The organism is Burkholderiaceae bacterium, assembly GCA_024235995.1.
In the GTDB taxonomy this organism is placed as follows: Bacteria; Pseudomonadota; Gammaproteobacteria; order Burkholderiales; family Burkholderiaceae_C; genus Ottowia.
This window is the reverse complement of sequence record JACKLI010000001.1, coordinates 3,185,674-3,211,062: the sequence shown is the minus strand read 5'-3', so window position 1 is coordinate 3,211,062 and position 25,389 is coordinate 3,185,674. Positions and strand designations below refer to the sequence as shown.

23 protein-coding genes and 1 tRNA gene are annotated in these 25,389 nt (G+C 69.7%); 13 read left to right on the top strand and 11 right to left on the bottom strand.

Annotated elements, in window-relative coordinates; genetic code table 11:
• Positions 1-137: 137 nt before the first annotated feature.
• The 3 genes from H6927_15365 to H6927_15355 form a co-directional block, all read right to left on the bottom strand.
• Positions 138-1,463: an extracellular solute-binding protein gene (locus H6927_15365; GenBank protein ID MCP5219470.1), complete on the bottom strand. Its 1,326-nt coding sequence runs from the start codon at positions 1,461-1,463 to the stop codon at positions 138-140.
• Between the two features lie 125 nt (positions 1,464-1,588).
• Positions 1,589-2,395 carry an alpha/beta hydrolase gene (locus H6927_15360; protein MCP5219469.1) on the bottom strand — a complete coding sequence of 269 codons (807 nt, stop codon included), beginning with the start codon at positions 2,393-2,395 and terminating at the stop codon, positions 1,589-1,591.
• A 2-nt stretch (positions 2,396-2,397) separates the two neighbouring features.
• Entirely contained in the window at positions 2,398-3,708 is a 1,311-nt protein-coding gene (locus H6927_15355) for an O-acetylhomoserine aminocarboxypropyltransferase (GenBank protein ID MCP5219468.1), read from the bottom strand.
• A gap of 54 nt (positions 3,709-3,762) precedes the next feature.
• On the opposite strand from H6927_15355, the gene H6927_15350 reads away from it, so the two are divergent.
• Positions 3,763-4,224 (top strand): CBS domain-containing protein, encoded by a 462-nt coding sequence (locus H6927_15350; GenBank protein ID MCP5219467.1) that lies wholly within the window; start codon positions 3,763-3,765, stop codon positions 4,222-4,224.
• A gap of 147 nt (positions 4,225-4,371) precedes the next feature.
• Here the strand turns inward: H6927_15350 and H6927_15345 are convergent, their stop codons facing one another.
• Positions 4,372-5,010: a Smr/MutS family protein gene (locus H6927_15345; protein ID MCP5219466.1), complete on the bottom strand. Its 639-nt coding sequence runs from the start codon at positions 5,008-5,010 to the stop codon at positions 4,372-4,374.
• Between the two features lie 141 nt (positions 5,011-5,151).
• Here H6927_15345 and H6927_15340 point away from each other — a divergent pair, with 141 nt between their 5' ends.
• Positions 5,152-6,162 carry a putative sulfate exporter family transporter gene (locus H6927_15340; GenBank protein ID MCP5219465.1) on the top strand — a complete coding sequence of 337 codons (1,011 nt, stop codon included), beginning with the start codon at positions 5,152-5,154 and terminating at the stop codon, positions 6,160-6,162.
• 26 nt (positions 6,163-6,188) lie between these two features.
• On the opposite strand, the gene radC is transcribed toward H6927_15340, so the two are convergent.
• Positions 6,189-6,866 (bottom strand): DNA repair protein RadC, encoded by a 678-nt coding sequence (gene radC, locus H6927_15335; GenBank protein ID MCP5219464.1) that lies wholly within the window; start codon positions 6,864-6,866, stop codon positions 6,189-6,191.
• Positions 6,867-7,005: 139 nt separating this feature from the next.
• Here radC and H6927_15330 point away from each other — a divergent pair, with 139 nt between their 5' ends.
• The 3 genes from H6927_15330 to serS all read left to right on the top strand — a co-directional run bounded on the left by H6927_15330 (position 7,006) and on the right by serS (position 9,954).
• Positions 7,006-7,449 (top strand): FKBP-type peptidyl-prolyl cis-trans isomerase, encoded by a 444-nt coding sequence (locus tag H6927_15330; protein ID MCP5219463.1) that lies wholly within the window; start codon positions 7,006-7,008, stop codon positions 7,447-7,449.
• Positions 7,450-7,547: 98 nt separating this feature from the next.
• Positions 7,548-8,513 (top strand): 4-hydroxy-3-methylbut-2-enyl diphosphate reductase, encoded by a 966-nt coding sequence (ispH, locus tag H6927_15325; GenBank protein ID MCP5219462.1) that lies wholly within the window; start codon positions 7,548-7,550, stop codon positions 8,511-8,513.
• Between the two features lie 130 nt (positions 8,514-8,643).
• Positions 8,644-9,954, top strand: a complete 1,311-nt coding sequence (gene serS, locus H6927_15320; protein ID MCP5219461.1) for a serine--tRNA ligase — start codon at positions 8,644-8,646, stop codon at positions 9,952-9,954.
• Here the strand turns inward: serS and H6927_15315 are convergent.
• On the bottom strand, positions 9,921-10,835 hold the full coding sequence (locus H6927_15315) for a LysR family transcriptional regulator (GenBank protein ID MCP5219460.1): 915 nt from the start codon (positions 10,833-10,835) through the stop codon (positions 9,921-9,923). The two genes, serS and H6927_15315, sit on opposite strands and share 34 nt — an antisense overlap.
• Before the next feature lie 103 nt (positions 10,836-10,938).
• On the opposite strand from H6927_15315, the gene H6927_15310 reads away from it, so the two are divergent.
• The 4 genes from H6927_15310 to H6927_15295 all read left to right on the top strand — a co-directional run bounded on the left by H6927_15310 (position 10,939) and on the right by H6927_15295 (position 14,981).
• Positions 10,939-12,651 (top strand): acyl-CoA dehydrogenase family protein, encoded by a 1,713-nt coding sequence (locus tag H6927_15310; protein ID MCP5219459.1) that lies wholly within the window; start codon positions 10,939-10,941, stop codon positions 12,649-12,651.
• A gap of 65 nt (positions 12,652-12,716) precedes the next feature.
• Positions 12,717-13,709, top strand: a complete 993-nt coding sequence (locus H6927_15305; protein ID MCP5219458.1) for a tripartite tricarboxylate transporter substrate binding protein — start codon at positions 12,717-12,719, stop codon at positions 13,707-13,709.
• A gap of 5 nt (positions 13,710-13,714) precedes the next feature.
• The gene (locus H6927_15300; protein MCP5219457.1) at positions 13,715-14,857 is read left to right on the top strand and encodes a CoA transferase; all 1,143 of its coding nucleotides are present in this window, start codon (positions 13,715-13,717) and stop codon (positions 14,855-14,857) included.
• Between the two features lie 33 nt (positions 14,858-14,890).
• A tRNA-Ser gene (locus tag H6927_15295) sits at positions 14,891-14,981 on the top strand.
• Positions 14,982-15,058: 77 nt separating this feature from the next.
• Here the strand turns inward: H6927_15295 and H6927_15290 are convergent.
• Together H6927_15290 and H6927_15285 are read right to left on the bottom strand one after the other, a co-directional pair.
• Positions 15,059-15,322, bottom strand: coding sequence for a DUF2249 domain-containing protein (locus H6927_15290; protein ID MCP5219456.1), 264 nt, complete (start codon positions 15,320-15,322; stop codon positions 15,059-15,061).
• A 56-nt stretch (positions 15,323-15,378) separates the two neighbouring features.
• Entirely contained in the window at positions 15,379-15,702 is a 324-nt protein-coding gene (locus H6927_15285; protein ID MCP5219455.1) for a ferredoxin family protein, read from the bottom strand.
• A gap of 130 nt (positions 15,703-15,832) precedes the next feature.
• Between H6927_15285 and H6927_15280 the strand changes: the two genes are divergently transcribed.
• Positions 15,833-16,273, top strand: coding sequence for an Rrf2 family transcriptional regulator (locus tag H6927_15280; protein ID MCP5219454.1), 441 nt, complete (start codon positions 15,833-15,835; stop codon positions 16,271-16,273).
• Between the two features lie 208 nt (positions 16,274-16,481).
• Positions 16,482-17,993, top strand: a complete 1,512-nt coding sequence (locus H6927_15275) for a cobyric acid synthase (protein MCP5219453.1) — start codon at positions 16,482-16,484, stop codon at positions 17,991-17,993.
• Here the strand turns inward: H6927_15275 and H6927_15270 are convergent.
• The gene (locus H6927_15270; protein ID MCP5219452.1) at positions 17,960-18,730 is read right to left on the bottom strand and encodes a methyltransferase domain-containing protein; all 771 of its coding nucleotides are present in this window, start codon (positions 18,728-18,730) and stop codon (positions 17,960-17,962) included. The genes H6927_15275 and H6927_15270 overlap by 34 nt on opposite strands.
• A gap of 237 nt (positions 18,731-18,967) precedes the next feature.
• Between H6927_15270 and H6927_15265 the strand changes: the two genes are divergently transcribed.
• Positions 18,968-20,176, top strand: a complete 1,209-nt coding sequence (locus H6927_15265) for a serine hydrolase (protein MCP5219451.1) — start codon at positions 18,968-18,970, stop codon at positions 20,174-20,176.
• A 163-nt stretch (positions 20,177-20,339) separates the two neighbouring features.
• On the opposite strand, the gene H6927_15260 is transcribed toward H6927_15265, so the two are convergent.
• Positions 20,340-21,152, bottom strand: a complete 813-nt coding sequence (locus H6927_15260) for an alpha/beta hydrolase (GenBank protein ID MCP5219450.1) — start codon at positions 21,150-21,152, stop codon at positions 20,340-20,342.
• 93 nt (positions 21,153-21,245) lie between these two features.
• On the opposite strand from H6927_15260, the gene dbpA reads away from it, so the two are divergent.
• Positions 21,246-22,676, top strand: a complete 1,431-nt coding sequence (gene dbpA / locus H6927_15255) for an ATP-dependent RNA helicase DbpA (protein MCP5219449.1) — start codon at positions 21,246-21,248, stop codon at positions 22,674-22,676.
• A gap of 21 nt (positions 22,677-22,697) precedes the next feature.
• On the opposite strand, the gene mutS is transcribed toward dbpA, so the two are convergent.
• Positions 22,698-25,301, bottom strand: coding sequence for a DNA mismatch repair protein MutS (mutS, locus tag H6927_15250; protein MCP5219448.1), 2,604 nt, complete (start codon positions 25,299-25,301; stop codon positions 22,698-22,700).
• Between the last annotated feature and the right edge of the window lie 88 nt (positions 25,302-25,389).

The following is a 25,389-nucleotide window of genomic DNA, read 5'->3' as shown; positions in this document are numbered from 1 at the left end:
AGCGCGGCGCCGCGCGCAGGCGCCGGGGAGCTCTGGCCGGGCGCGGCCGATGGCAGGGTGCTGGCAGGCATGCGAGTCCTTGCGCGCGTGCGCCGGCAGGGTGGCGCACGCGGGGGTAGGGTCGGTGGATGGAGGGTTTATTTGGCCAGGCCGCGCGCTTCATCGGCCAGCTGCCGCGCGCGCTCGTAGTTGGCGCGCGACTTGTCGGACCACATCTGCTCCATGCCCGTCAGTTCCTTGGAGACGGCCACGTCGCGCCGGCTCTTGCGAAACAGCTCCAGGAACTCCTTGTTCTTCACGTTCTCCGCGCCCACCAGTGGCGTGTAGGCCAGGCTGCGCGCCTGCGCCAGCAACTCGCTGCCGCGTGTGTTGGGCCTGGCCTTCAGGGCCGCCGTGGCCTCGTGGATGGACTTGGTGGCGGCCTGCAGCTCCTTCAGGCGGAAGGTCACCATCTGGTCGAACAGGCTGATGACCACCGGGTAGCGCTCGCCCGACAGCTCGGTGTTGAACTGCACCTTGGCGCGCTTGGCGATGTCCTGCGGCACGGGGTAGCCGGCCGGAGGCTTGAGCATGGAATACGGCAGGATCGGCAGGCGCCCGATCTTGGGCTCGAACAGGATTTGCTGGCCCGGCACGGACATGGTGTAGGCCATGAACTTCTTGGCCTCGTCGGCGTTCTTGGCGCCGGCCACCAGCGCGATGTTGGCCGGCACGACCGCCGTCATGGTGGGGTAGGTGAAGTCCACCGGATAGCCCGAGTACTTGCCCGCCAGCGCCAGGAAGTCGATCACGATACCGATGCCGTACTGGCCGTTGTTCACGCCGTCGGGCACGGCGAAGCTGCGGTCGGTGACGGCGGCGGCGTTGCCCATGATCTGCAGCAGCTGTGACCAGCCCTTGTCCCAGCCCTCGCCCTGCAGGATGGTCTCCACCGTGAGCTGCGTGGTGCCCGAGCGCGAGGGCGAGGAGATGGCGATGTGGCCGAAGTATTCGGGCTTGGTCAGGTCGCTCCACTCCTTGGGCGCGGCCAGCTTGTTGGCCTTGAGGTAGCGCGTGTTCCACTCGATGCCGTAGCCGGCCAGCGCCTGGCCGTAGTACATGCCCTTGGGGTCGTTCAGTGGGTAGCTGCCGATCTTGGCGGGGGCGTTCTTGTTGATCACCTCGGGCGCGCTTTGCAGCAGCTTGTAGCTGGCCAGCACCTCGAATGCGTCGGGCGCGCTGGCCCACATCACGTCGGGGCGCTGGCCTTCGGGCAGCTCGCGGATGTAGGCCACGGCCGCCGTGGTGTTCTTGTTCAGGATCTCCAGCGTGATGCCGGGGTTGGCTGCCTCGAAGGCCTTCTTGTAGGCGGCCGTCAGCTCCTTGGGGAAGGAGGTGATGACGGTGACGGTGCCGGCGCTGGCCAGTTGTGCGGCGCCAAACAGGCTGGCGGCCATCAGGGCGGCCAAGGTCTTGCGTTGCATCGGGGTTCTCCTGTGACAGTGCTTGCGGAACTTGCCACTGTAGGTGGGCCTTGTGATAAATGCCAATCATTGTTTCTGATTGCGCCCATCAATCGCCCGATGCATCGGGTAAACCCCGGTCTGCGCTACCGTGCCAGGAACGCCCGCAAGGCATCCAGCACCGGCCCCGGCGCCTCGGTCATCATCGAGTGGCCGGCGTTGACCTCGGCAATGCCCGGCTGCCTTGCCAACTTGGCCAGCGCGCGGGCGGACTTGGGCGGCGTCATCTGGTCGTGCGCGCCGATGACGAACAGCGTCGGGCATTGCACCGCCGCCATCGCCTTCTCGCCGCCGGCATAGCCGTCGCAGGCCTTGAAGCCGGTGTGGAACACGTTGACCTCGCGGTTGCTGGCCAGCATGCGGCGCATCAGCGCGCGGCTGGCGCCGTACAGCCAGGTGCCGGGGCCCAGGGCCGAAGGCGGCGGGCTGAGCGTGCTGTGCGAGAACACGTTGACCATGTGGATGGCCTTTTCGGGCGCGTTCAGCGCGTTGTCCAGCAGCGCGGGCGACACCTTCATCGGGAAGGCCGTGCCGCACAGCACCAGGTGGCTCACGCGATCGGGCGCGCGCGCCGCCGCCTCCAGCGCGATCAGCGAGCCGAAGCTGTGGCCCACCAGCGCGGCGCGGGGCGCGCCCACGGCGTCCAGCAGGGCCAGCACGGTTTGCGCGGCTTCTTCGACGCTGGCGGGCGGCGCGCCTTTGCTGCGGCCCTGGCCGGGCAGGTCGATGGCCAGCACGTTCCAGCCGTGGTGGGCGAAGTGGCGGCTTTGCAGAATCCACACGCTGTGGTCGTTGAGCACGCCGTGGATGAACACCACGGTGGGCTGCGCCGGGTCGAAGGGCTTGCCGCCGGTGTAGGCGTACAGGGCGTGGCCGTTGACGGGGATGTCCATGCTCAGGCTCCTGCTTTCTCGGCCGCCTTCAGGGCGCGCTTGAGGTCGTCGATCAGGTCCTGCGGGTCTTCCAGCCCGATCGACAGGCGGATGGTGCCGGGGCCGATACCGGCGGCGGCCAGCGCCTGGTCGGTCATGCGGAAATGCGTGGTGCTGGCGGGGTGGATCACCAGGCTGCGGCTGTCGCCCACGTTGGCCAGGTGGCTGAAGATCTTCAGGCTGTCGATGAAGGCCTTGCCCTGCGCGCGCGTGCCCTTCATGTCGAAGCTGAACACGCTGCCCGCGCCCCGGGCGCCGTGCTTGAGCAGGCGGCCCGCCAGCGCGTGGCTGGGGTGCGATTCGAGCAGCGGGTGGCCTACGCGGGCGACGAAGGGGTGCTCGGCCAGGAAGCGCACGAGCTGCTCGGTGTTGGCCAGGTGGCGCTCCATGCGCAGTGGCAGGGTCTCGATGCCCTGCAGCACCAGCCAAGCTGTGTGCGGGCTCATGCAGGCGCCGAAGTCGCGCAGGCCCTCGCGCCGCGCGCGCAGCAGGAAGGCGCCCACGGTGCTCTCGTCGCTGAACACCATATCGTGAAAGCCGGCGTAGGGCGCCGTCAGTTCCGGGAACCGGCCCGAGGCGTCCCAGTCGAAGCTGCCGCCGTCGACCAGCACGCCGGCGATCACCGTGCCGTGGCCGCCCAAAAACTTGGTGGCCGCGTGGTACACGATGTCGGCGCCGTGCTCGAAGGGCCTGAGCAGGTAAGGCGTGGTGAAGGTGTTGTCCACCATCAGCGGCAGGCCGGCCGCGTGGGCGATGTCGGCCACGGCGGCGATGTCCAGCACATCCAGGCCCGGGTTGCCCACGCTCTCGCCGAACAGCAGGCGCGTGCCCGGCCGGATGGCGGCGCGCCAGCCGTCCAGGTCGCCGGGCTTGACGAACGTCGTCTCGATGCCGAAGCGCGGCAGGGTGTAGTTCAGCAGGTTCTGGCTGCCGCCGTAGATGGCGCTGCTGGCCACGATGTGGCCGCCCGCGCCCATCAGGGTGGCGATGGCCAGGTGCAGCGCGGCCTCGCCGCTGGCGGTGGCGATGGCACCGATGCCGCCTTCCAGCGCCGCCACGCGCTGCTCCAGCACGGCGCAGGTGGGGTTGCTGATGCGGCTGTAGACGTGGCCGGCGCGCTCCATGTTGAACAGCTGCGCCGCCTGGTCGCTGGAGTTGAACACGAAGGAGGTGGACAGGTGGATCGGCACCGCGCGCGCGCCCGTGGTGGGGTCGGGCTGGGCGCCGGCGTGCAGGGCCAGGGTGTCGAAGCCGGGGTCGGAATAGCCGGGCATGGTGTCTCCAGAATGGGAAGGCAGCCGCTGATTGTGGGCTATATTCTTTCGATCATGAAAGTCCGCGACATCTTGCGCCTGAAGGGCCAGGCCCTGTACACCATCACGCCCGAGCACAGCCTGTCCGATGCCGCGCGCATGATGGCCGACAACGACATCGGCTCGCTGGTGGTGATGGCGCACGGGCGCGTGGTGGGCATCCTCACGTTTCGCGAGGTGATCCAGGCCACGGTCAGGAATGGCGGCAGCTTCGAGGGGCTGTCGGTGTACCGCAGCATGGACCCGGGCCCGCTGATCTGCACGCTGGAGACCGAGCTGGACGAGGTGCGCCGCATGATGATCGACCGCCACGCGCGCTACCTGCCCGTCATCGAAAGCCAGCAGCTGATGGGCGTCATCAGCTTCTACGACGTGGCCAAGTCGGTGGTGGACAGCCAGAACTTCGAGAACCAGATGCTCAAGGCCTACATCCGCGACTGGCCGGAGGACGGCAAGAACGAGCCGAACGTGCCGTAGGGGCCTCACCCAGCGCATGAACTCCGAAGGGCCGCGGAGCAGGCCAAGCCAGTAAGCCCCTGGCCGGGGTCCCCCCGGCCAGAGGGCGTGCCCCCGGAAGGGGGAAGGCGAAACAACGCGAAGCGTGTGGAGACTGGGGGTGATCCTTTATTGCCCCAGCAGCACCAGCAGGGCGCCTGCGCCGCCTTCCAGCGGCCTGGCCTGCACGAAAGCCAGCACCTCCTGCTTTTGCGCCAGCCAGCCGTGCACCTTGCCCTTGAGCACCGGCACGCGGCCGGGCGAGCCCAGGCCCTTGCCGTGCACCACGCGCACGCAGCGTAGGCCGGCGCGCCGGGCCTCGCGCAAGAAGGTGCCCAGGGCTTCGCGCGCCTCGTCGGTGCGCAGGCCGTGCAGATCCACCTGAGCCTGCACGGCCCAGTGGCCGCGGCGCAGCCGGGCGGTCACGTCGGGACCGATGCCGGGGCGGCGAAAACTCAGGTGCTCGTCCACGTGCAGCAGCGTGCTGGCGTCGAACTCGTCGCTCAAGGATTCGCGCAGCACCCGCGCCTCGTCCAGCTGGCGTTGCACGGGCAGGGGCTGGGGCGGTACGGGCGCGTGCCAGTGCCGCTCGTGCGGCGGGCTTTTGAGCGCCTGCACGGGGCCGACGGCGTCCCGAAACAGGCGGCCCTGCGCCTGGGCGCGGTGCTGGGCCTGCTGCTGCAGGCGCAACTGCTCGGCCTGGCGCGCGGCGGCGTCCGACAGCGCCTGGCGCAGCGCCCGCAAATCCTGGAGCGATTTGGCTTTCATGGCGATGGCAATGGGGTTGCCCATTGTGAGCGAAGCCGGGTTTTTGAGCGTCCGGCGCCACCGGTAAGATGCCGAACCCCGGGCCGCCCAGGCACGTTTCGATGGCTGCCGGCTGCTCCCCTATCCGACGGAGACTGATCCATGAAAATCCCCAGCGCATCCGGGCTCGCCCGGCAATGGCGCGCCGCGACCCCGGGTGTCATCGCCTGTTTCGTGATCGCTGCTGCGGCGACGTTCCTCGCCGAGCACTACCACACGCCCGTGATGCTGTTCGCGCTGCTGATCGGCATCGCGATGAACTTTCTGTCCGAGCAGAGTGCCTGCGTGCCCGGCATCGCGGTCAGCGCGCGCACGCTGCTGCGCTGGGGCGTGGCGCTGCTGGGCCTGCGCATCACCGTGGGCGACATCGCCGCGCTGGGCTGGCAGCCGGCGGCCATGGTCGTGCTTTCGGTCGGGCTGACGATCGGGCTGTCGATCGTCGGGGCGCGGCTGATGGGCTTTCGCACCGGCTTCGGCGTGCTGTCGGGCGGGGCGACCGCGATCTGCGGCGGCTCGGCGGCGCTGGCGCTGGCCGCCGCGATGCCGGCGCATCCGCTGAAAGATCGCGCGCTGAGCTTCACCCTGATCGGCATCAGCACGCTGTCCAACATCGCGCTGATCGTCTACCCGGTGATCGCCCGCATGCTCGATCTCAGCCCCACCCATGCCGGCATCTTCCTGGGCGGCACGATCCACGAGGTGGCGCAGGCCGTTGGCGCCGGCTACAGCATGTCGACCTCGGTGGGCGACACGGCGACGGTCGTCAAGCTGATGCGCGTGGTGATGCTGCTGCCGGTCATCGCGCTGACGGTGGTGCTGATGAGCTCGCCCGAATCGAAGGCCGGCGCGGAGCGCCCGCCGCTGCTGCCCTGGTTCATCGTCGTGTTCGCGGCGCTGGTGCTGGCCAACAGCATGGGCTGGATTCCCCAGCCGATCGTGAAGGCCGGGGTGTCGCTGTCGGGCTGGTGCCTGGTCGTGGCGATCGCGGCGGTCGGCGTCAAGACGCAGGTCAAGGACCTGGTGACGGTGGGCATCAAGCCCGTCATCCTGATGGTCGGCGAGACGGTGCTGCTCATCGCCATCGTGCTGGGGTTGCTACGGTTCTACGGCTGAGTGGGCCGGCTAATGCCGGCCGACGGTCAGACCAGGCCCTTTTCGGCCATCGACAGCGCCTGCCCCGGCGCGACGATGACGTGGTCGAGCACGCGCACGTCCACCAGCGCCAGCGCGGCCTTCAGGTTTTGCGTCAGCGCCTCGTCGGCGCGGCTGGGCGCGGTGCTGCCGCTGGGGTGGTTGTGCGCCAGCACCACCGCGCTGGCCTGGTGGTGCAGGGCGCGCAGCACCACCTCGCGCGGGTACACGCTGGTCTGCGTCAGCGTGCCGCGAAACAGCTCCTCCAGCGCGATCAGCCGGTGCTGGCTGTCCAGAAACAGCACGGCAAAGACCTCGTGCGCGCGCGCCGCCAGCTGAAGCTGCAGGTAGTGCTGGACGGCCTGGGGCGTGTCCAGCGCCGCGCGTTCGCGCAGCTGCTCGGCCAGCGCGCGGCGCGCCAGCTCCAGCACCGCCACCAGCTCGGCGCGCTTGGCGCTGCCACCCAGGCCCTTGATGCGTTTCAGGTCATCGGCGCTGGCGTGCAGCAGGCCGGCGATGCCGCCGAAGTGCTCCAGCAGCTCCTGCGCCAGCTGCAGCACGCTCTTGCCGGCCAGGCCGGTGCGCAGCAGCAGGGCCAGCAGCTCCGCGTCGCCGAGGGCGCCGGGGCCGCGCGCCAGCAGCTTCTCGCGCGGGCGGGCGTCGGGGGGCAGGTCTTTCAGGGGCATTGCGCAGGGGGGCTCGGATTCGGGCCATTATTGTGGAGAACCGAGCCCGCATTTTTGCCGCCGCCCAGGGGCGCAGTACCCGCAAGCGCCGCCGGGCCGGCGGTGCTTCTTAAAATCACGGGTTTTCCAAGTCCATGCCATGCCCCGCGTCGAACCTGCCTCCTTTCTGACCCTGCACTACCGCCTGGCGGGCCCGCAGGGCGATGTCATCAACACCTTTGCCGGCCGGCCGGCCACGCTGTCGCTGGGCACGGGCGAGCTGGCGCCCGCGGTCGAGCAGCGCCTGCTGGGGCTGGAGGAGGGCACGCGCACGGTGTTCGAGATCCCGGCCGGCGAGGCGTACGGCGAGCGCAACCCCGACTTCCTGCAGTGGCTGGCGCGCAAGGACCTGAACGAGCTGGGCGACCCCGACGAGCACTACGCCGTGGGCGACATCATCCAGCTGCCCACGCCGGGCGGCGAGGGCCAGATCGGCGCCGTGGTGCGCGCGGTGCGCGAGGATGGCGCGCTGCGGCTGGACTTCAACCACCCGCTGGCGGGCCAGCCGGTGACGTTCGAAGTGCATTTGATCGGCGTGCTGTGAGTCGGCACCACATAACCAACCCAACCCCTGCGCCGCCGGGCCGTCCCAAGGCGCAGGCGGCCCCCTCGGGGGGCAGCGCAGACACGCCAGTGCGGAGCGTGGGGGCACACATTCTTCTGGCCGAGCCGCGCGGCTTTTGCGCCGGCGTGGACCGCGCCATCGAGATCGTCGAGCGCGCGCTGGCCAAGTTCGGCGCGCCGATCTACGTGCGCCACGAGATCGTGCACAACACCTATGTGGTGAACGACCTGAAGGCCAAGGGCGCGATCTTCATCGAGGACCTGGCCGAGGTGCCGGCGGGCGCCACGCTGGTGTTCAGCGCGCACGGCGTGCCCAAGTCGGTCGAGCAGGAGGCCCAGCGCCGCGGCTTCACGGTGTTCAACGCCACCTGCCCGCTGGTGACCAAGGTGCACGTGGAGGTGGCCAAGCTGCACCGCGAGGGCTACGAGTTCATCATGATCGGCCACGCGGGCCACCCCGAGGTGGAGGGCACCATGGGCCAGCTCGACGCCGGCATCCACCTGGTGCAGGAGGTGCAGGACGTGGCGCGCATCCAGCCGGCGCAGACGGACTTGCTGGCGGTGGTGACGCAGACCACGCTGAGCGTGGACGACACGGCCGACATCATGGCGGCCATCAAGGCGCGCTTTCCCAAGATCCGCGAGCCCAAGCAGCAGGACATCTGCTACGCCACGCAAAACCGGCAGGACGCCGTCAAGCTGCTGACGCGCCAGGTGGACGTGGTGATCGTGGTGGGCAGCGCCACCAGCAGCAACACCAACCGCCTGCGCGAGGTGGCGCAGAAGCTGGGCACCACCACGCACATGATCGACTCGGCCGCCGAGCTGCGCGCCGAATGGTTCGAGGGCAAGCCGCGCATCGGCGTGACGGCCGGCGCCTCGGCGCCCGAAATCCTGGTGCGCCAGGTGCTCGCGCGCCTGGACGAGCTGGGCGTGAGCTCGGTGCGCAAGCTGGGTGGCATCCAGGAGACCATGAAGTTTCCGCTGCCCAAGGGGCTCAAGCTGATCGGCGAGGCCGAGCGCAAGCTGGAACACCTGCGCTGAGCCGGCGCTCGAGCCAGGAAAAAACTATCATTTGGATAGCTGGTTGCGCTTGATGCATGCTGGCCGGAGCCGTTTTTCACTTGAAATCTGGCCGCAACCCGCCCGCAGCCGCCACCCCTACAATCGCCCCATGCTAGATCCCGTTTTGCTCCGCAAGGACCTGGGCGCCGTGCTGGCGCTTCTCAACACCCGCAAGCATCCGCAGCCGTTCCTGGACGAGGCGGCGTTCAGCGCGCTGGAGGCCGAGCGCAAGACCATCCAGACCCGCACCGAGGCGCTGCAGGCCGAGCGCAACACCGCCAGCAAGCAGATCGGCCAGCGCAAGGCCAAGGGCGAATCGGCCGACGACCTGATGGCCCGCGTGGCCGGCATCAAGGACGAGCTGGACGCCTCGGCCGCGCGGCTGGACGCCATCCAGGGCGAGCTGAACGCGCTGCTGCTGGCCGTGCCCAACCTGCCGCACGCCAGCGTGCCGGTGGGCGCCGACGAGGCGGCCAACCTCGAGGTGCGCCGCTGGAGCCCCCATGGCGAGGGGCCGCGCGCGTTCGACTTTGCCGTGCGCGACCACGTCGAGCTGGGCGAGGCCCTGGGCCTGGACTTCGAGACCGCGGCCAAGCTGTCGGGCGCGCGCTTTGCCTTCATGCGCGGGCCGGTGGCGCGGCTGCACCGGGCGCTGGCGCAGTTCATGCTGGACGTGCACACGCGGCAGCACGGCTACACCGAGTGCTACACGCCCTACATCGTCAACGCCGAGACGCTGCGCGGCACCGGCCAGCTGCCCAAGTTCGAGGCCGACCTGTTCGCCGCCAAGAAGGGCGGGCAGGAGGGCGAGGGCGAGGCGCTGTACCTGATCCCGACCTCGGAGGTCTCGCTCACCAACAGCGTGCGCGGCGAGATCCTGGCCGAGGCCGAGCTGCCCATCAGGCTGACCGCGCACACGCCCTGCTTTCGCTCCGAGGCCGGCAGTGCGGGGCGCGACACGCGCGGGCTGATCCGCCAGCACCAGTTCGACAAGGTCGAGATGGTGCAGATCACGCACCCCGAGCAAAGCTACGCCGCGCTGGAGCAGATGGTGGGCCACGCCGAGGCCATCCTGCAGCAGCTGGAGTTGCCCTACCGCGTGGTGCTGCTGTGCACCGGCGACATGGGCTTTGGCGCCAGCAAGACCTTCGACCTCGAAGTGTGGGTGCCGGCGCAGGGCACCTACCGCGAGATCAGCTCGGTCAGCAACTGCGAGGCCTTCCAGGCGCGGCGCCTGCAGGCGCGCTTCAAGAATGCGCAGGGCAAGAACGAGCTGGTGCACACCCTCAACGGCTCGGGCGTGGCCGTGGGCCGCGCGCTGGTGGCGGTGCTGGAAAACCACCAGCAGGCCGACGGCTCGATCCGCATTCCGGCGGCGCTGCGCCCCTACCTGGACGGCCGCGACACCTTGGCCGCCTGATCCGGTTGCGCCTGCTGCAGGTGTTGCAGCAGCGCCCGCACCAGGGGGTTGTCGGGCGCGCGGCGCCACATGGCCCACATCTCGGATGAGGGATGCTCGCCGCGCAGCGGCTTGAAAGCCAGGCGCGGAAAGCCCACGCGCTGCAGCGACGCAGGCACCAGCGCCACGCCCAGCTCCAGCGACACCATCGACAGCACCGACAGCCAGTGGCGCACCTCGTGGCGCACCTCGGGTGCAAAGCCGTGCGCCAGGCACATCTCGTAGATGCGCTGGTGGTAGGTGGGTGACACCAGGCTGGAGAACAGGATCAGCCGGTCGTTCTTCAACTCCGCCAGGTCCACGTCGGCGGCACGGCGCAGCCGGTGGCGCGGGGGCAGGCAGGCGACGAAGGGCTCTTCCACGATCAGCTCGCTGGCGATGCCCTCGGGCGGCAGGGTGGAGTGCACCAGCGCCACGTCCAGCCGCAGCTGCTGCAGGCCCAGCACCTGCTCGGCGCTGTTGGCCTCCAGCAGGTCCACGCGCACCTGCGGGTGGCTTTGCTGCAGGCGCTCCAGCGCCTGGGGCAGGCCGCGGTACAGGCTGGAGCCGACAAAACCCAGGCGCAGGTGGCCGCGCGTGCCCTGGGCCACGTCCTGCGTCTCCTGCGCGGTCTGGCGGCTGAGCGCCAGCAGTTGGCGCGCGCGCTCCAGCAGGTGCTCGCCGGCGGCCGTCAGGCGCACGCCCTTGCTGCTGCGCTCGAACAGCTGCGCCCGCAGTTCGTCCTCGAGCTGCCGGATGGCCACCGACAGCGGCGGCTGCGAGATGAACAGGCGCTGCGCCGCGCGGCCGAAATGCAGTTCCTCGGCCAGGGTGACGAAGTAGTGCAGCAGGCGCAGTTCCATGATGACGATTCGCAAATCCTATGGACGAACATTTTATTGATATTGGACACGAATGATCGAGCGGATTCCAATGGCGGCCAGCACGAGCGACCAGGAGACCCGCATGTCCGCCAACGACCTCACCCAGATGACCGCCCTGGCCCAGGCCAGCGCCGCCGCCCACCCGGTGCCCGACCGCGGCCATGTCAACAACTACCTGGAGGACAAGGAGCTGCAGCAGCTGCTGGCCCTGTACCTGCCGGCGGACCTGTTCGCGCACCTGCAGCCCTACTTCGAGCGCATGGGCGAGCTGGCCGGCGGCGCCGTGGACGACTGGGCGCTGGAGGCCGACCGCAACCCGCCGACGCTGGAGATGCGCAGCCGCTCAGGCCAGGAGCAGCAGCGCATCGTCAAGCACCCGGCCTACGTCGAGATGGAAAAGGTCGCCTTCCAGCAGTTCGGCCTGGCCGCGATCTCGCACCGCGAGGACATGCTGGGCTGGAAGGGCAAGATGCCGGCCATCGTCAAGTACGCGCTGACGTACCTGTTCGTGCAGTCCGAGTTCGGCCTGTGCTGCCCGCTGTCCATGACCGATTCGCTGACGCGCACGCTGCGCAAGTACGGCGCGCCCAAGCTGGTCGACAAGTACCTGCCCAGGCTGCTGGCCATGGACTTCGATGCCGCCGTGCAGGGCTCGATGTTCATGACCGAGCAGGCGGCGGGCTCGGACATCTCCAACACCCTGACCATGGCCTACCCGCAGCCGGACGGCAGCTGGCGCCTGTATGGCGAGAAGTGGTTCTGCTCGAACCCGGACGCGGGCTTTTCCATGGTGCTGGCGCGCGTCGATGGCGGCCCGCCCGGCATGAAGGGCATATCCCTGTTCCTGCTGCCGCGCCAGCTCGACGACGGCGGCACCAACCACTACCACATCGTGCGCCTGAAGGACAAGATGGGCACGCGCTCCATGGCCAGCGGCGAGATCCGCATGGAGGGCGCCGTGGCCTGGCTGGTGGGCGAGCAGGGCCGGGGCTTCGTGCAGATCGCCGACATGGTGAACAACTCGCGCCTGTCCAACGGCATGCGCTCGGCCGGCATGATGCGCCGCGCCGTGGTCGAGGCCGAGTTCATCGCCCGCGAGCGCTGGGCCTTCGGCCACCGTCTGCAGGACCTGCCGCTGATGCAGGTGCAGCTGGACAAGCTGCGCGTGCCCGCCGAGCAGGCGCGCACCATGGTGCTTCAGACCGCGCAGACGCTGACGCGCTCGGACGCCGGCGACAAGGCGGCCTATGCGCTGCTGCGCATCCTCACGCCGCTGATCAAGTTCCGCGCCTGCCGCGACGCGCGCAAGGTCACGGGCGACGCCATGGAGGTGCGCGGCGGCTGCGGCTACATCGAGGAGTGGGCTGACCCGCGCCTGGTGCGCGACGCCCACCTGGGCTCGATCTGGGAAGGCACGAGCAACATCGTGGCGCTGGACGTGAAGCGTGCCATCCAGCGCGAGGGTTCGCTGCCGGTGCTGCAGGACTACCTGCACGGCCTGCTGGCCGACACCCAGGGCATCACCGCCGCCTATCGCCAGGCGCTGACGGACGCACTGGCGCGCGCCGTGGCGCTGGCCGAGCGCGCCGTTGCCGAGGACGGCGAAAGGCTGGTGCGCCAGGCCGCCACGGCTCTGTACCACTGCACCACGGCCATCGCGATGGCCTGGGAGGCGCGCAAGACCGGCTCCTTTGAGCGCCTGCGCCTGTCGCAGCTGGTGCTGGCGCACCGCGTGCTGCCGCGCGACCCGCTTCAGGCCGTGGAGGTGCCCGCCGACTGGCTTTCCGTTCCTTGACCCAATACAACCGAAGCGCTTGTCCAACAAGCGCAACCAGCTATCAACTTCATAGGAGACAAGACATGCCCATCCACAAGCGCCAACTGCTCACCCTGGCCCTGAGTGCCGCCGCCGTGACGGCGCTGCCGGTGCTGCCGGCCGCCGCGCAGGAGAAATTTCCGGACCGCATCATCAACTTCGTGGTGCCGTTCTCGCCCGGTGGCCCCACCGACGCCATGGCCCGCCTGCTGGCCGCCGAGCTGACCAAGGAACTGGGCCAGAGCGTGGTGGTCGACAACCGCGCCGGCGCGGGCGGCAACATCGGCGCCGAAGCCGTGGCGCGCGCCAAGCCCGACGGCTACAACATCCTGTTCGGCACCTCGGGGCCGCTGGCCATCAACCACAGCCTGTACAAGGAAATCCGCTACGACCCGCGCACCAGCTTCGAGCCGGTCATCTACGTGGGCTACCTGCCCAACGTGCTGGTGGTGCGCCCCGACCTGGGCGTTGGCACCGTGCAGCAGCTGATCGCCAAGGAAAAGGCTGATCCGGGCAAGCTCAACTACGCCTCGTCGGGCAACGGCGCCTCATCGCACCTGGCTGGCGTGCTGTTCAACGACATGGCGGGCACCAAGCTGGTCCACGTTCCCTTCAAGGGCACGGGGCCGGCGCTCAACGCCCTGCTGGCCGGGCAGGTGGACATGACCTTCACCGACATCCTCACGGCCATGCCCTACATCAAATCGGGCAAGTTCAAGGCCCTGGGCATGACCACCGCGCAGCGCTCCAAGGCCATGCCCGACATTCCCACCGTGGCCGAGCAGGGCCTCAAAGGCTTCGACGTCAGCGTGTTCTTCGGCGTGGTCGCCCCCAAGGGCACGCCGCCCGAGCGCATCAAGGTGCTGAACGAGGCCTTCGTGCGCGCGCTGGCCGCGCCCAAGGTCAAGGAAACCTTTGCCTCGCAGGGGCTGGAGTCGGCGCCCGACCATTCGCCCGCCTACCTCGGCCAGTTCATCAACAAGGAAACCGCAGCCTGGGCCAAGGTGGTCCAGGCCTCGGGCGTGCGGCTGGATTGAACACCATGCAGGGCAAGGTGGGCGCGCTGGCGGGCATCAAGGTGCTCGACCTCTCGCGCATCCTCGGCGGGCCGCTGTGCGGCCAGATCCTGGGCGACCACGGCGCCGACGTGCTCAAGGTCGAGCCGCCGCAGGGCGACGACACGCGCGCCTGGGGCCCGCCGTTCAAGGACGGCGTGGCCTCGTACTACTTCGGCCTGAACCGCAACAAGCGCATCCAGTTCCTCGACCTGTCGGCCCCCGAGGGGCAGCAGCGCGTGCGCGAGCTGATGGCCCAGGCCGACGTGGTGCTGGAGAACTTCAAGGTGGGCACCATGGAGAAGTGGGGCATCGGCTGCGAGCAGATGCGCGGGCAATGGCCGCACCTGGTCTGGTGCCGCGTGACCGGCTTCGGCGCCGACGGCCCGCTGGGCGCGTTGCCGGGTTACGACGCCGCCATCCAGGCCACGGCGGGCCTGATGAGCATCAACGGCGAGGCCGGCGGCGACCCGCTGCGCGTGGGCCTGCCGGTGGTCGACATGGTGACGGGGCTGAACGCGGTCATCGGCGTGCTGCTGGCGCTGCACGAGCGCGCCGCCAGCGGCCAGGGCCAGCTGGTGGACGCGGCGCTGTACGACTCGGGCCTGTCGCTGCTGCACCCGCACGCGGCCAACTGGTTCATGAGCGGCAAGCTGCCGCAGCGCACCGGCAACGCGCACCCCAACATCTATCCCTACGACGTCGTCCGCACGGGCGGCGCCCCGGTGTTCCTGGCGGTGGGCAACGACCGCCAGTTCACGCTGCTGTGCCGGCACATCGGCCGGCCCGAGCTGGCGCAGGACGCGCGCTTCGCCAGTGCCGGCCAGCGCTCCGTCAACCGCGTCGAGCTGAAGGACCTGCTCGAAGCCGCACTGGCCCAGGCCGATGGCACCCGCCTGGCCGACGAGCTGATGGCCATCGGCGTGCCCGCCGCCGCCGTGCTGAACGTGGAGCAGGCGCTGACGCACCCGCACACGCTGCATCGCCAGATGGTGGTCAGGATGGGCGGCTACACCGGCCTGGGCGCGCCGGTCAAGCTCAGCCGCACGCCCGCCACCTACCGCCATGCGCCGCTGAGCGAAGGGCGCGACTTCGGGCCGGATGAAGGTCCGGACTTGGGCACTTGCTGACCTGCTAGAATCACCCGTTCGACACGAATACTCGGAGAGGTGGCAGAGTGGTCGAATGTACCTGACTCGAAATCAGGCGTACGGTATCCCCGTACCGAGGGTTCGAATCCCTCCCTCTCCGCCAGGCCAAAGAAAACCGCGCTACGCAAAACGTAGCGCGGTTTTTTTATCGCTCGATGTGCGCGCCTCGCGGCGGCGCGCTCACTGGCGCATGAAGTCGATCACCACGCCCTCGTGCGAGCGCTGGCGGTATTCGATGTGCACGGCCTCGCCGTAGCGCGCCTGCAGCTGGCCCAGCAGCGGGATCGGGTCGTGGTCGTTGACGAAGCGCATGGTCTCGCCGGGGTTCAGCGCGTCGAGCGCGCCGAAGATGGCCGAGTGGCGAAAGCGCCGCGCGATGCCGCGGGCATCGAAGCCGTAGATGGCCTCGGGGGTGGTGTGGTCGTGTCCGGGTGGGTTTGACATGGCTTGGGGGTGCGCCTGCGGGCAGGCGCGGTGGTTGCAAAAGGGAGGGGCCGCGGTCAGCGCTGCAGCTGGTCGCGCTTTTGCTCGACCTTGGCCCATTCGTCGGCGTCGGGCAGGGCGTCGATCTTGCGCGAGATGGTCTTCCAGCCCTTGGCCAGCTCTTCGTTCAGCGGGATGAAGTCGAGCTGGTCCTTGGGCACGTCCTCGTCGGCGTAGATGGCGTTGACGGGGCATTCGGGCACGCAGACGGCGCAGTCGATGCAGTCGTCCGGCTCGATGACCAGGAAGTTGGGGCCTTCACGGAAGGCGTCGGTGGGACAGACGTCCACACAGTCGGTGTATTTGCAGCGGATGCAGGCTTCGGTGACGACAAAGGTCATGATGGATGGGGCCTTGCGAGGTGATCCTAAAAATGCATAATGAATACATCTTTTAATGTACGCCATGGAGCCACGCGGTGCAATGCAAAGCCGCGTTGCCGTCATGGCGGCCGGACCCGTATTTTCCGCCATGCGCGTGACCACGTTCTCCGACTTCGCCTTGCGCGTGCTGATGTACCTGGCGGTGCAGGAGGATCGCCGCGCGACGGTGGACGAAATCGCGGCCGCCTACGGCATTTCGTCCAACCACCTGACCAAGGTGGTGCACCTGCTGGGGCGCGCCGGCTGGGTGCAGACGGTGCGCGGCAAGGGCGGCGGCCTGCGCCTGGGCCAGCCGGCCGAGTCGATCCGCCTGGGCGAGGTGGTGCGTCTGTGCGAGGGCAACGCCGCCTACGTCGAATGCATGGTGGCCGAGCTCAGCCACCACTGCCGCATCGCGCCCGCGTGCAAGCTGTCGAGCATCCTGAGCGGCGCCTTCAAGGTGTTCTACGCCGAGCTGGACAAGCACACGCTGGCCGACCTGGTGCAGGAGCCGGCGGCGCTGAGCGAATTGCTGGCGGCGCCCTCCTGAATTCACCGCGCCCGCCCGGTGCGGCCATGCCGAGCTGGACCGGCGACGAACCCGAGGTCTGTATGGCGCTGCTGCTGACGCGGTCCGCTTGAGACTTTGGTGCAAAATAAGCCGTTGGCGCGCACGGAACAAGCGCCGTCAGCTACGATTTCAGGAGTTATGACTTGATGATTCTCCGGCATGCCCGACTGGCGCCAGGAGCCGCCGCGTGACGGCGCGCTGCGTGATGGTGCTGGGCACCAGCAGCGGCGCCGGCAAGAGCTGGCTGGCCACCGCGCTGTGCCGCCACTACGCCAACCAGGGCCTGAAGGTCGCGCCGTTCAAGGCGCAGAACATGAGCAACAACGCACGCGTTGTGGCGGGCGCCGATGGCGTGGCGGGCGAGATCGGCTCGGCCCAGTACTTCCAGGCGCTGGCCGCGCGCGCCGTGCCCGACGTGCGCATGAACCCGCTGCTGCTCAAGCCCGAGGCCGACACGCACAGCCAGGTGGTGCTGCTGGGGCAGGTGGATCGCGAACTGACCGCGCTGCCCTGGCGCGGGCGCAGCGAGCGCGTGTGGCTGCGGATTGCCGCCGCGCTGGACGCCCTGCGCGCCGAGAACGACGTGGTGGTGATCGAGGGCGCGGGCTCGCCGGCCGAGATCAACCTGATGGCCAGCGACGTGGTCAACCTGCGCGTGGCGCGCCATGCCGACGCCGCCTGCCTGCTGGCGGCCGACATCGACCGCGGCGGTGCCTTCGCCCACCTGTACGGCACTTGGGCGCTGCTGCCCGAGGCCGACCGGGCGCGCATCCATGGCTTCGTGCTCAACAGGTTTCGCGGCGACGCCAGCCTGCTGGCGCCGGCGCCCGAGCAGCTGCAGGCGTTGACCGGCGTGCCCACGGTGGCGGTGGTGCCGATGCGCTTCGGCCATGGGCTACCGGAGGAAGACGGGGTGTTCGACGATCGCGCCGTGCCGTCGCCCCAGGGCTCCACCAGCGGAGGGCGTTCGACCCGCATCGCCATCGTCGCGTACCCGCGCATCAGCAACCTGGATGAATTCCAGCCGCTCAAGAACGTGCCCGGCGTGTCGCTCGCCTGGGCACGCAGCCCGGCCACGCTGGCGGACGTCGATTGGGTCGTCCTGCCCGGCAGCAAGGCTACGGCGGCCGACCTGGCCTGGCTGCGCGCGCAGCGGCTGGACACGGCCGTCGCGGCGCACGCGGCGCGCGGCGGGCGCGTGCTGGGCATCTGCGGCGGCTTGCAGATGCTGGGCGAGGCCTTGATCGATGTGCACGGGGTGGAAAGCGAGGGCAACGCACCCGGCCTGGGCCTGCTGCCGCTGGTGACGTGCTTCGAGCCCGGCAAGACCGTGCGCCACGCCGCGCAGCGCTTTGGCGCGCTCACCGGCGCGTGGTCGGCGCTGTCGAACGTGCCGGTGGCGGGCTACGAGATCCACAGCGGCCGCACCGTCCAGCACCCGGCCATGGCGGCCAAGGGCGACGTCGCGCGCGAGGTGATGGCAGGCCTGGCCTGGCAAAACGTGGCAGGCAACGTGCTGGGGGTCTACCTGCACGGGCTGTTCGAGGACGCGGCCGTGCTGCGCGCGCTGTTCGGCGCCGACGCCCCCGCGCTGGATGCGGTGTTCGACGGCCTGGCCGACGCGGTCGAGCGCGCCTTCGCGCCCGGCGTGCTGGATGCCCTCGTTCAGCGCCGCATACAGGCGAACGCCCGCGTGTGATACGGAAAGCGCACCATGGCCTGCCCGCGCAGCGCCGGGTGGCTTTCGATCAGCGCCTCGATCCGCGCGCGCACCCGCGCCTGCTCGCTGGCCGGCAGCGCGGCGATGAAGCTGACCGACATGACGCGGTCCACGATGACCTGCTCGGGCGGGCCTTCGTGCACGTGCTCGAACACGCTCTCCTGTAGCGGCCCGAAGGCCGGGTGCGGAAAAACCTCGCGCCAGCTGCCCTTGTAAAAGCGCGGCGCGTCGCCCTCGTAGGGGGTCATGATGCGGGTGAGCGCGGCCACCCAGTCCACTGACTCGTCGCGCACGTTCCACACCAGGCCCAGGCGGGCGCCGGGCTTGAGCACGCGGGCAAATTCGTCCAGCGCGGCGCGGTCGGCAAACCAGTGGAAGGCCTGCGCGCAGACGATGGCGTCCAGCGATGCGCCCGGCAGGCCCAGCGCCTGCGCGGTGCCGGGCAGGGCGCGTACCGTTGGTTGGCGCGCGACGATCTGCGCGCGCATGGCGTCCACCGGCTCGATGGCGATCACGTCGGCGCCGGTGGCCGCCAGCAGCGGCGTGAACTTGCCGGTGCCCGCGCCCACGTCGGCCACCACCCGGCCGGGGCCCAGGCCCAGGGCCGTTTGCAGCCACGCTTGCAGCGCGGGCGGATAGTCGGGCCGCCCGCGGGCGTAGGCGGCGGCCTGTTTTTCATAACCCTGCCGCGCGGCGGCATGCACGGAGTCGGACATCGATGAACCCAGCTTTTCTTCCAGCCATTGAGGACCTGCATGATGCCGTACGCGCGGCCGCCTTGCAGCAAAGGATCGGGAGCAAGACCGCCGTGCTGCGAGAGGCGCTGGCCTGGCCGATCCTGGAGTCGGCCTGCCGCATTCTCGACGAGATGGCCAGCTTCGAGTCGGCGGGGGTGGCGGACAAGGGCTGGAGGGCCTACCATCGCCGGCTGACCCCAACCCTGAGGAGCGTGCGTGAGAATCTTCAAGAAAATCATCCTGGGCATCCTGGCCCTGCTGGTGCTGGCCGGCGTGGCCGGCTGGTTCAGCCTGGACAAGGAAACGCGCGGCCTGATCGCCACCTTTCCGACCAACCGCGACCTGCTGTTCTGGAACGAGGCGCAGCGCGATGCGGCGTTTCGCGCCATGGACCGTATCCCGCTGCTGGCCAAGTGGCACACCGCGCTGCCGGGGCCGGTGCCGCGCCCCCTGCCCACCGGCGCGCCGATCAAGCTGCCGCTGGACGTGGACGCCTACCTGAAGGCGCAGCACGGCGCGGCCCTGCTCATCGTGCAGGGCGGCAAGCTGCGGCTGGAGCGCTATGGCCTGGGCTTTGACGGCAGCGGGCGCTGGACCAGCTTTTCGGTCGCCAAGTCCTTCACCTCCACCCTGGTGGGCGCGGCGCTGAAGGACGGGCTGATCAAGAGCATGGACGACAAGGTGAGCGACTACATCGCCGACATGAAGGGCTCGGCCTACGACGACGTCAGCGTGCGCCAGCTGCTCACCATGACCTCGGGCGTGGCCTGGAACGAGGACTATGGCGATCCCAAGTCGGACGTGGCGCGCTTCAACAACCACGTGCCCGAGCCGGGCGTGGACGCGCTGGTCAGCTACATGCGCAAGCTGCCGCGCGCGGCGCCCGCCGGCACGCGCTGGAACTACAGCACCGGCGAGACCAACCTGGTGGGCGTGATGCTGATGGCCGCCATCAAGAAGCCGCTGGCCGAGTACCTGCAGGAAAAAATCTGGCAGCCCGTGGGCATGGAGCAGAAAGCCACCTGGCTGCTGTCCAAGACCGGCAAGGAGATCAGCGGCTGCTGCCTGCAGGCCGCCCTGCGCGACTACGCGCGCTTTGGCCAGTTCATCCTGGAAGGCGCCAAGGTGGGCGGCGAGCCGCTGGTGCCCGAGGGCTGGCTGCAGCAGGCCACCACCAAGCAGGCCGATATCCACGAGCCCGGTCGCGGCTATGGCTACCAGTGGTGGACGTACGACGACGGCAGCTTCTCGGCCCGCGGCATCTTCGGCCAGGGCGTCTTCATCGACCCCAAGCGCCAATTGGTGATTGTCACCCTGTCCGACTGGGCCAAGGCGGGCGCGGCCAACAACCCGCAGTCGCAGCAGCGCGAGGCCATGTACAAAACGGTGCAAAAAGCGGTCGACGACGAGTCCGCGGCGCGCTGACCCCGGGCCATGTCGGCGCTGGGCCACTGGCTGCTGGCTGCGACCCGATTTGGTCTTGAAACCCGACGCCCGCCTGCGCGAGATGTACTTTGGTGCCTGGGAGCTGCGGCCCTGGGCCGGCATCGCGCGCGCTGAGTTCGACACCTGGCTGGCCGACTTTGTGTCAGGCCAGACCCAGCCCGCGCAGGTGCGCCTCGACGGCCGCGGCCGCGGCCAGGGGCTTTTCCATCGGGAACAGGTGCGTGCCGTCGATCATCGTCACGCGGCCCTTGGCCAGGCGGGCCGTGTTGTCCGTGCCGCCCACCTGCTTCATCTCGGCCGACTGCAGGGCGCCGACGAAGGCCAGCGGGCATTTGAGCGGGTGGCGGTGCAGCAGGTGGCCCAGGTTGTGGGGTATGGTTTCGTAGATGCGCGACTCGACTTCGCGGTCGAAGGCCAGGCGCCAGGTGCCCTCGGCGTCGACCGTGCCGTGGTTCACGTAGTCGTGCAGCACCTGCGGGTCCCAGCGGGCAAACACTTTTTTGCCGGCAAAGTGCTGGTATACGGCTTCGCGGTCGTCCCACTGGTCGCGCCGGCGGCGGCTGATCTGCGCTGGCGACAGGCGCTGCATCAGCGCGGTGCGCTTGACCACGTGCACCGCGCTGGCACGCCAGCCGCCCAGCACGGGCGAGTCGAGCATGACCACGGCGCGCGCCAGCTCGGGGCGTTGCGCGGCGCACATCAGGCTCAGGATGCCGCCCAGCGAATGGCCCAGCAGGATGGGGGCCTGGCCCTGGTCGGCCTTTTTCTGCGCGGCGGCAAAGTCGGCCAGCTGCTGCACCAGGTGCGGCCAGTTGTCGGTGACGGGGTAGCGCGGGTCGTGGCCGAATTTTTCGATGGCGGTCACGGCCCAGCCACGCTGGCGCAGGCTGTCCAGCATCACGCCGTAGGTGCTGGCCGGAAAGCTGTTGCCGTGGGAGAAGACGATGGAGGGCATGGAAGCGGGAATGGGGGAGAACGGTTGCGGGGGTTGAAAGCGTGTCGCCGCGCGAGTGTCGCACCGCTTGGGCGATGGTGTCGATAATCGCCCATGACCACTTCTTTGACCCCGGCGCCGCTCGCGTCCCCTGGCACCGCCGCGACATCGTTTGCCGGCCTGCCGCTCACGCCCGCCACCCAGGCCAATTTGCAGCAGCTGGGTTATCTGGAAATGACCCCGATCCAGGCGGCCAGCCTGCCGCTGGCGCTGCAGGGGCGGGACTTGATCGCTCAGGCCAAGACCGGCAGCGGCAAGACGGCGGCCTTTGCGCTGGCCTTGCTGGCCCGCCTGAATGCGCGCCGCTTTGCGGTGCAGGCGCTGGTGCTGTGCCCCACGCGCGAACTGGCCGAGCAGGTGGCGGCCGAGGTGCGGCGCCTGGCGCGGGCCGAGGACAACATCAAGGTGGTCACCCTGTGCGGCGGCAGCCCGCTGCGCGGCCAGGCGGCGAGCCTGGAGCACGGCGCCCACATCGCCGTCGGCACGCCGGGGCGCGTGCTCGATCACCTGTTTCGCGAGACCCTGAACCTCGACGCACTCAATACCCTGGTGCTGGACGAGGCCGACCGCATGCTGGACATGGGCTTTCACGACGACATGGTGAAGGTCATGCGCCAGTGCCCGAAGGATCGGCAGACGCTGCTGTTCTCGGCCACCTACCCCGAGGACATCGCGCGGCTGGCGCGGCAGTTCATGCGCGACGCGCAGACCGTGAAGGTGGACGTGCGGCACGCCAGCCAGCACATACGCGAGCTGTTTTTCGAGGTGGCGCCCGCCGAGCGCCTGCCCGCCGTGGCCCGGCTGCTGGCGCATTTTCGGCCCGAGAGCACGCTGGCCTTCTGCAACACGCGCCAGCAGTGCCGCGCCCTGGTGGAGCTGCTGCAGGCCCAAGGTTTTGATGCACTGGCGCTGCACGGCGAGCTGGAGCAGCGCGAGCGCGACCAGGTGCTGGTGCAGTTTGCCAACCGCAGCTGCTCGGTGCTGGTGGCCACCGACGTGGCGGCGCGCGGGCTGGACATCACGCAGCTGGCCGCGGTGATCAACGTGGACATCAGCCCCGACCCCGAGGTGCATGTGCACCGCATCGGCCGCACCGGGCGCGCGGGCGAGGCTGGCCTGGCGCTCAGCCTGGCGGCCATGGACGACATGGGCCGCATCGGCCGCATCGAGCAGTTCACCGGGCAGCCGTCGCAGTGGCAGGGCGTGGACACGCTCACGCCAGCGCCCGGGGCGCCCCTGCGCGCACCCATGACCACGCTGCAGATCGTGGGCGGGCGCAAGGAAAAGATCCGCCCCGGCGACGTGCTGGGCGCGCTGACGGGCGAGGCCGGCTTCACGCGCGAGCAGGTGGGCAAGATTCAGGTGATGGAGTACGCAACCTACGTGGCCGTGGCGCGCGACATTGGCGAGGCGGCGCTGGCGCGGCTGAACGCTGGGCGTATCAAGGGCAAGAAGGTGAACGTGCGGCCGGTGGGGAAGGCGTAGCAGGCGCGACCGCCGCGAAAGTCAATGGGCCGCGCCGGGGTCTGCCGACCGCCGTTTCAGCTCATACAGCGCCTCCAGCGCCTCGCGCGGGCTGAGTGCATCCGGGTCGATGGCGGCCAGGGCGGCTTCCACCGCGCTGGGTTCGGGGGGTGCACTGCCCGGCGGTGGCGGCGCGAACAGATCGACCTGGGCCTGGTGCGCGGCGGCGCCTTGCTCCAGCTGCGCCAGCGCGTGGCGCGCGTGGTTGACGACGGCGGCGGGCACGCCGGCCAGGCGCGCCACCTGGATGCCGTAGCTGCGGCTGGCGGGGCCCGGCTGCAGCTCGTGCAGGAAGACGATGTCGTGGCCGTTCTCGGCCGCCGCCACGTGCACGTTGAAGGCCGCGTGGTGCGTGGCCGGAAACTCGGTCAGCTCGAAGTAGTGGGTGGCAAACAGCGTGAAGGCCTGCACCTTGTCGTGCAGGTGCGCGGCGATGCCCGAGGCCAGCGCCAGGCCGTCGAAGGTGCTGGTGCCGCGGCCGATCTCGTCCATCAGCACCAGCGACTCGCCCGTGGCGGTGTGCAGGATCTGCGCCGCCTCGGTCATCTCCAGCATGAAGGTGGACTGCGCGTTGGCCAGGTCGTCGGCGGCGCCGATGCGGGTGTGGATGGCGTCGATGGGCCCCAGGCGGCAGCTTTGCGCGGGCACGTAGCTGCCCATGCTGGCCAGCAGCGCGATCAGTGCCACCTGGCGCATGTAGGTGCTCTTGCCGCCCATGTTGGGGCCGGTGATGACCTGCATGCGCGCCTTGGGGCCCAGCAGCGTGTCGTTGGCGATGAAGGGCTGGCCGGTGGTCTCCTGCAGGCGCGCCTCGACCACGGGGTGGCGCCCGCCGCGGATTTCGATGCAGGGTTCGCGCACGAAGGTGGGCGCGCACCAGCCCAGCGTCAGCGAGCGCTCGGCCAGCGCGCACAGGGCGTCGAGCGCGGCCAGGGCACCGGCAAAGCGCGTGAGCTGGGGCACGTGCGGCTGCAGCTGGGCCAGCAGCTGCTCGTACAGCCACTTCTCGCGCGCTAGCGCGCGCTCCTGCGCCGACAGCGCCTTGTCCTCGAAGGCCTTGAGCTCGGGCGTGATGAAGCGCTCGGCGTTCTTCAGCGTCTGGCGCCGGCGGTAGTCGTCCGGCACCTTGGCGGCCTGGCCGGCGCTGACCTCGATGTAGAAGCCGTGCACCTTGTTGAACTGCACACGCAGGTTGGCGATGCCGGTGCGCGTGCGCTCGCGCGCTTCCAGCTCCAGCAGAAAGGCGTCGCAGTTCTCGGCGATGCCGCGCAGCTCGTCCAGCTCGGCGTCCAGGCCGGGGGCGATCACGCCGCCTTCGCGCACCAGCGCGGCAGGCTCGGCCAGCAGGGCGGCCTGCAGCAGCTGCGTGGCGGCCTCGGGCGGCGCCAGGTCACCCGAAATCAAGGTCAAAAGTGCCTCTGGCCCGCGTGAAAAAAGAGCAAACAGCTCTTGTTTTTGTAGTGTCTGGCGCAAGGCCACCAGCTCGCGCGGACGCACCTGGCCCAGCGCCAGGCGCGCGGTGATGCGCTCCACGTCGCTGGTGCCCTTGAGTTGGGCGCGCAGCTGCCCGGCCAGGCCGCCTTCGCGCAGCGCGGCGATGGCTTGGTGGCGGGCCTGGGCGGCGGCGCGCGCGCGCGCGGGCGCCAGCAGCCAGCGCCTGAGGCAGCGGCTGCCCATGCCGGTCAGGCAGGTGTCGAGCAGCGAGAACAGGGTGGGCGCGTCTTCGCCGCGCAGGGTCTGCACCAGCTCCAGGTTGCGGCGCGTGCTGGCGGGCAGCTCGATCTGCTCGCCGGCGCGCTCCACCGCCAGCGCCCGCACGTGCGTCAGCGCGCGGCCCTGCGTGTGCTCGGCGTAGGTCAGCAGGGCGGCGGCGGCGGCGTGCGCCTGCGGCAGGCCGTCGGCGCCCCAGGCGGCCAGGCTGGCGGCCTGCAGCTGTTGCAGCAGCTTGCGGCGGCCCAGCGCGGCGTCGAACTGGAAGGCCGGGCGGTGGGTCAGCGCGGCGCGCGTGCCGGCCAGGCGCTGCTCGAAGGCGGGCGTGGCGTCTTGCGCCAGCAGCAGCTCGCTGGGGGCGATGCGTTCCAGCCAGGCAGGCAGCTCGTCCAGCGCGCATTCGGCCAGCTGCACCCGGCCCTGGGTGACGGCCAGCCAGGCCAGGCCGGCGCGGCCGCGCGCGCCGGCGTGCACGGCCAGCAGCAGCGATTCGCTCTTGTCGCTCATCAGCTCGCTGTCGGTTAGCGTGCCCGGGGTGACCACGCGCACCACCTTGCGCTCGACCGGCCCCTTGGCGGTGGCCACGTCGCCCACCTGCTCGCAGATCGCCACCGACTCACCCAGCCTGATCAGGCGCGCCAGATAGCCATCCACCGAGTGGAAGGGCACGCCCGCCATCGGGATCGGCTGGCCGGCCGACTGCCCGCGCGCGGTGAGCGTGATGTCCAGCAGGGCCGCGGCACGCTCGGCATCCTGGTAGAACATCTCGTAGAAGTCACCCATGCGGTAGAACAGCAGGGTGTCGGGGAAGTCGGCTTTCAGGCGCAGGTATTGCGCCATCATGGGGGTGTGGGCGGACAGGTCGGTGGCGTTCATGGCAGGGCGGGGCGCTCGTGGGCGCCCCCCCGATTGTGCGCAAAGTGCGCAATCCGCCGCGCCGGGTGCGGGCGTAGACTCCATCCCT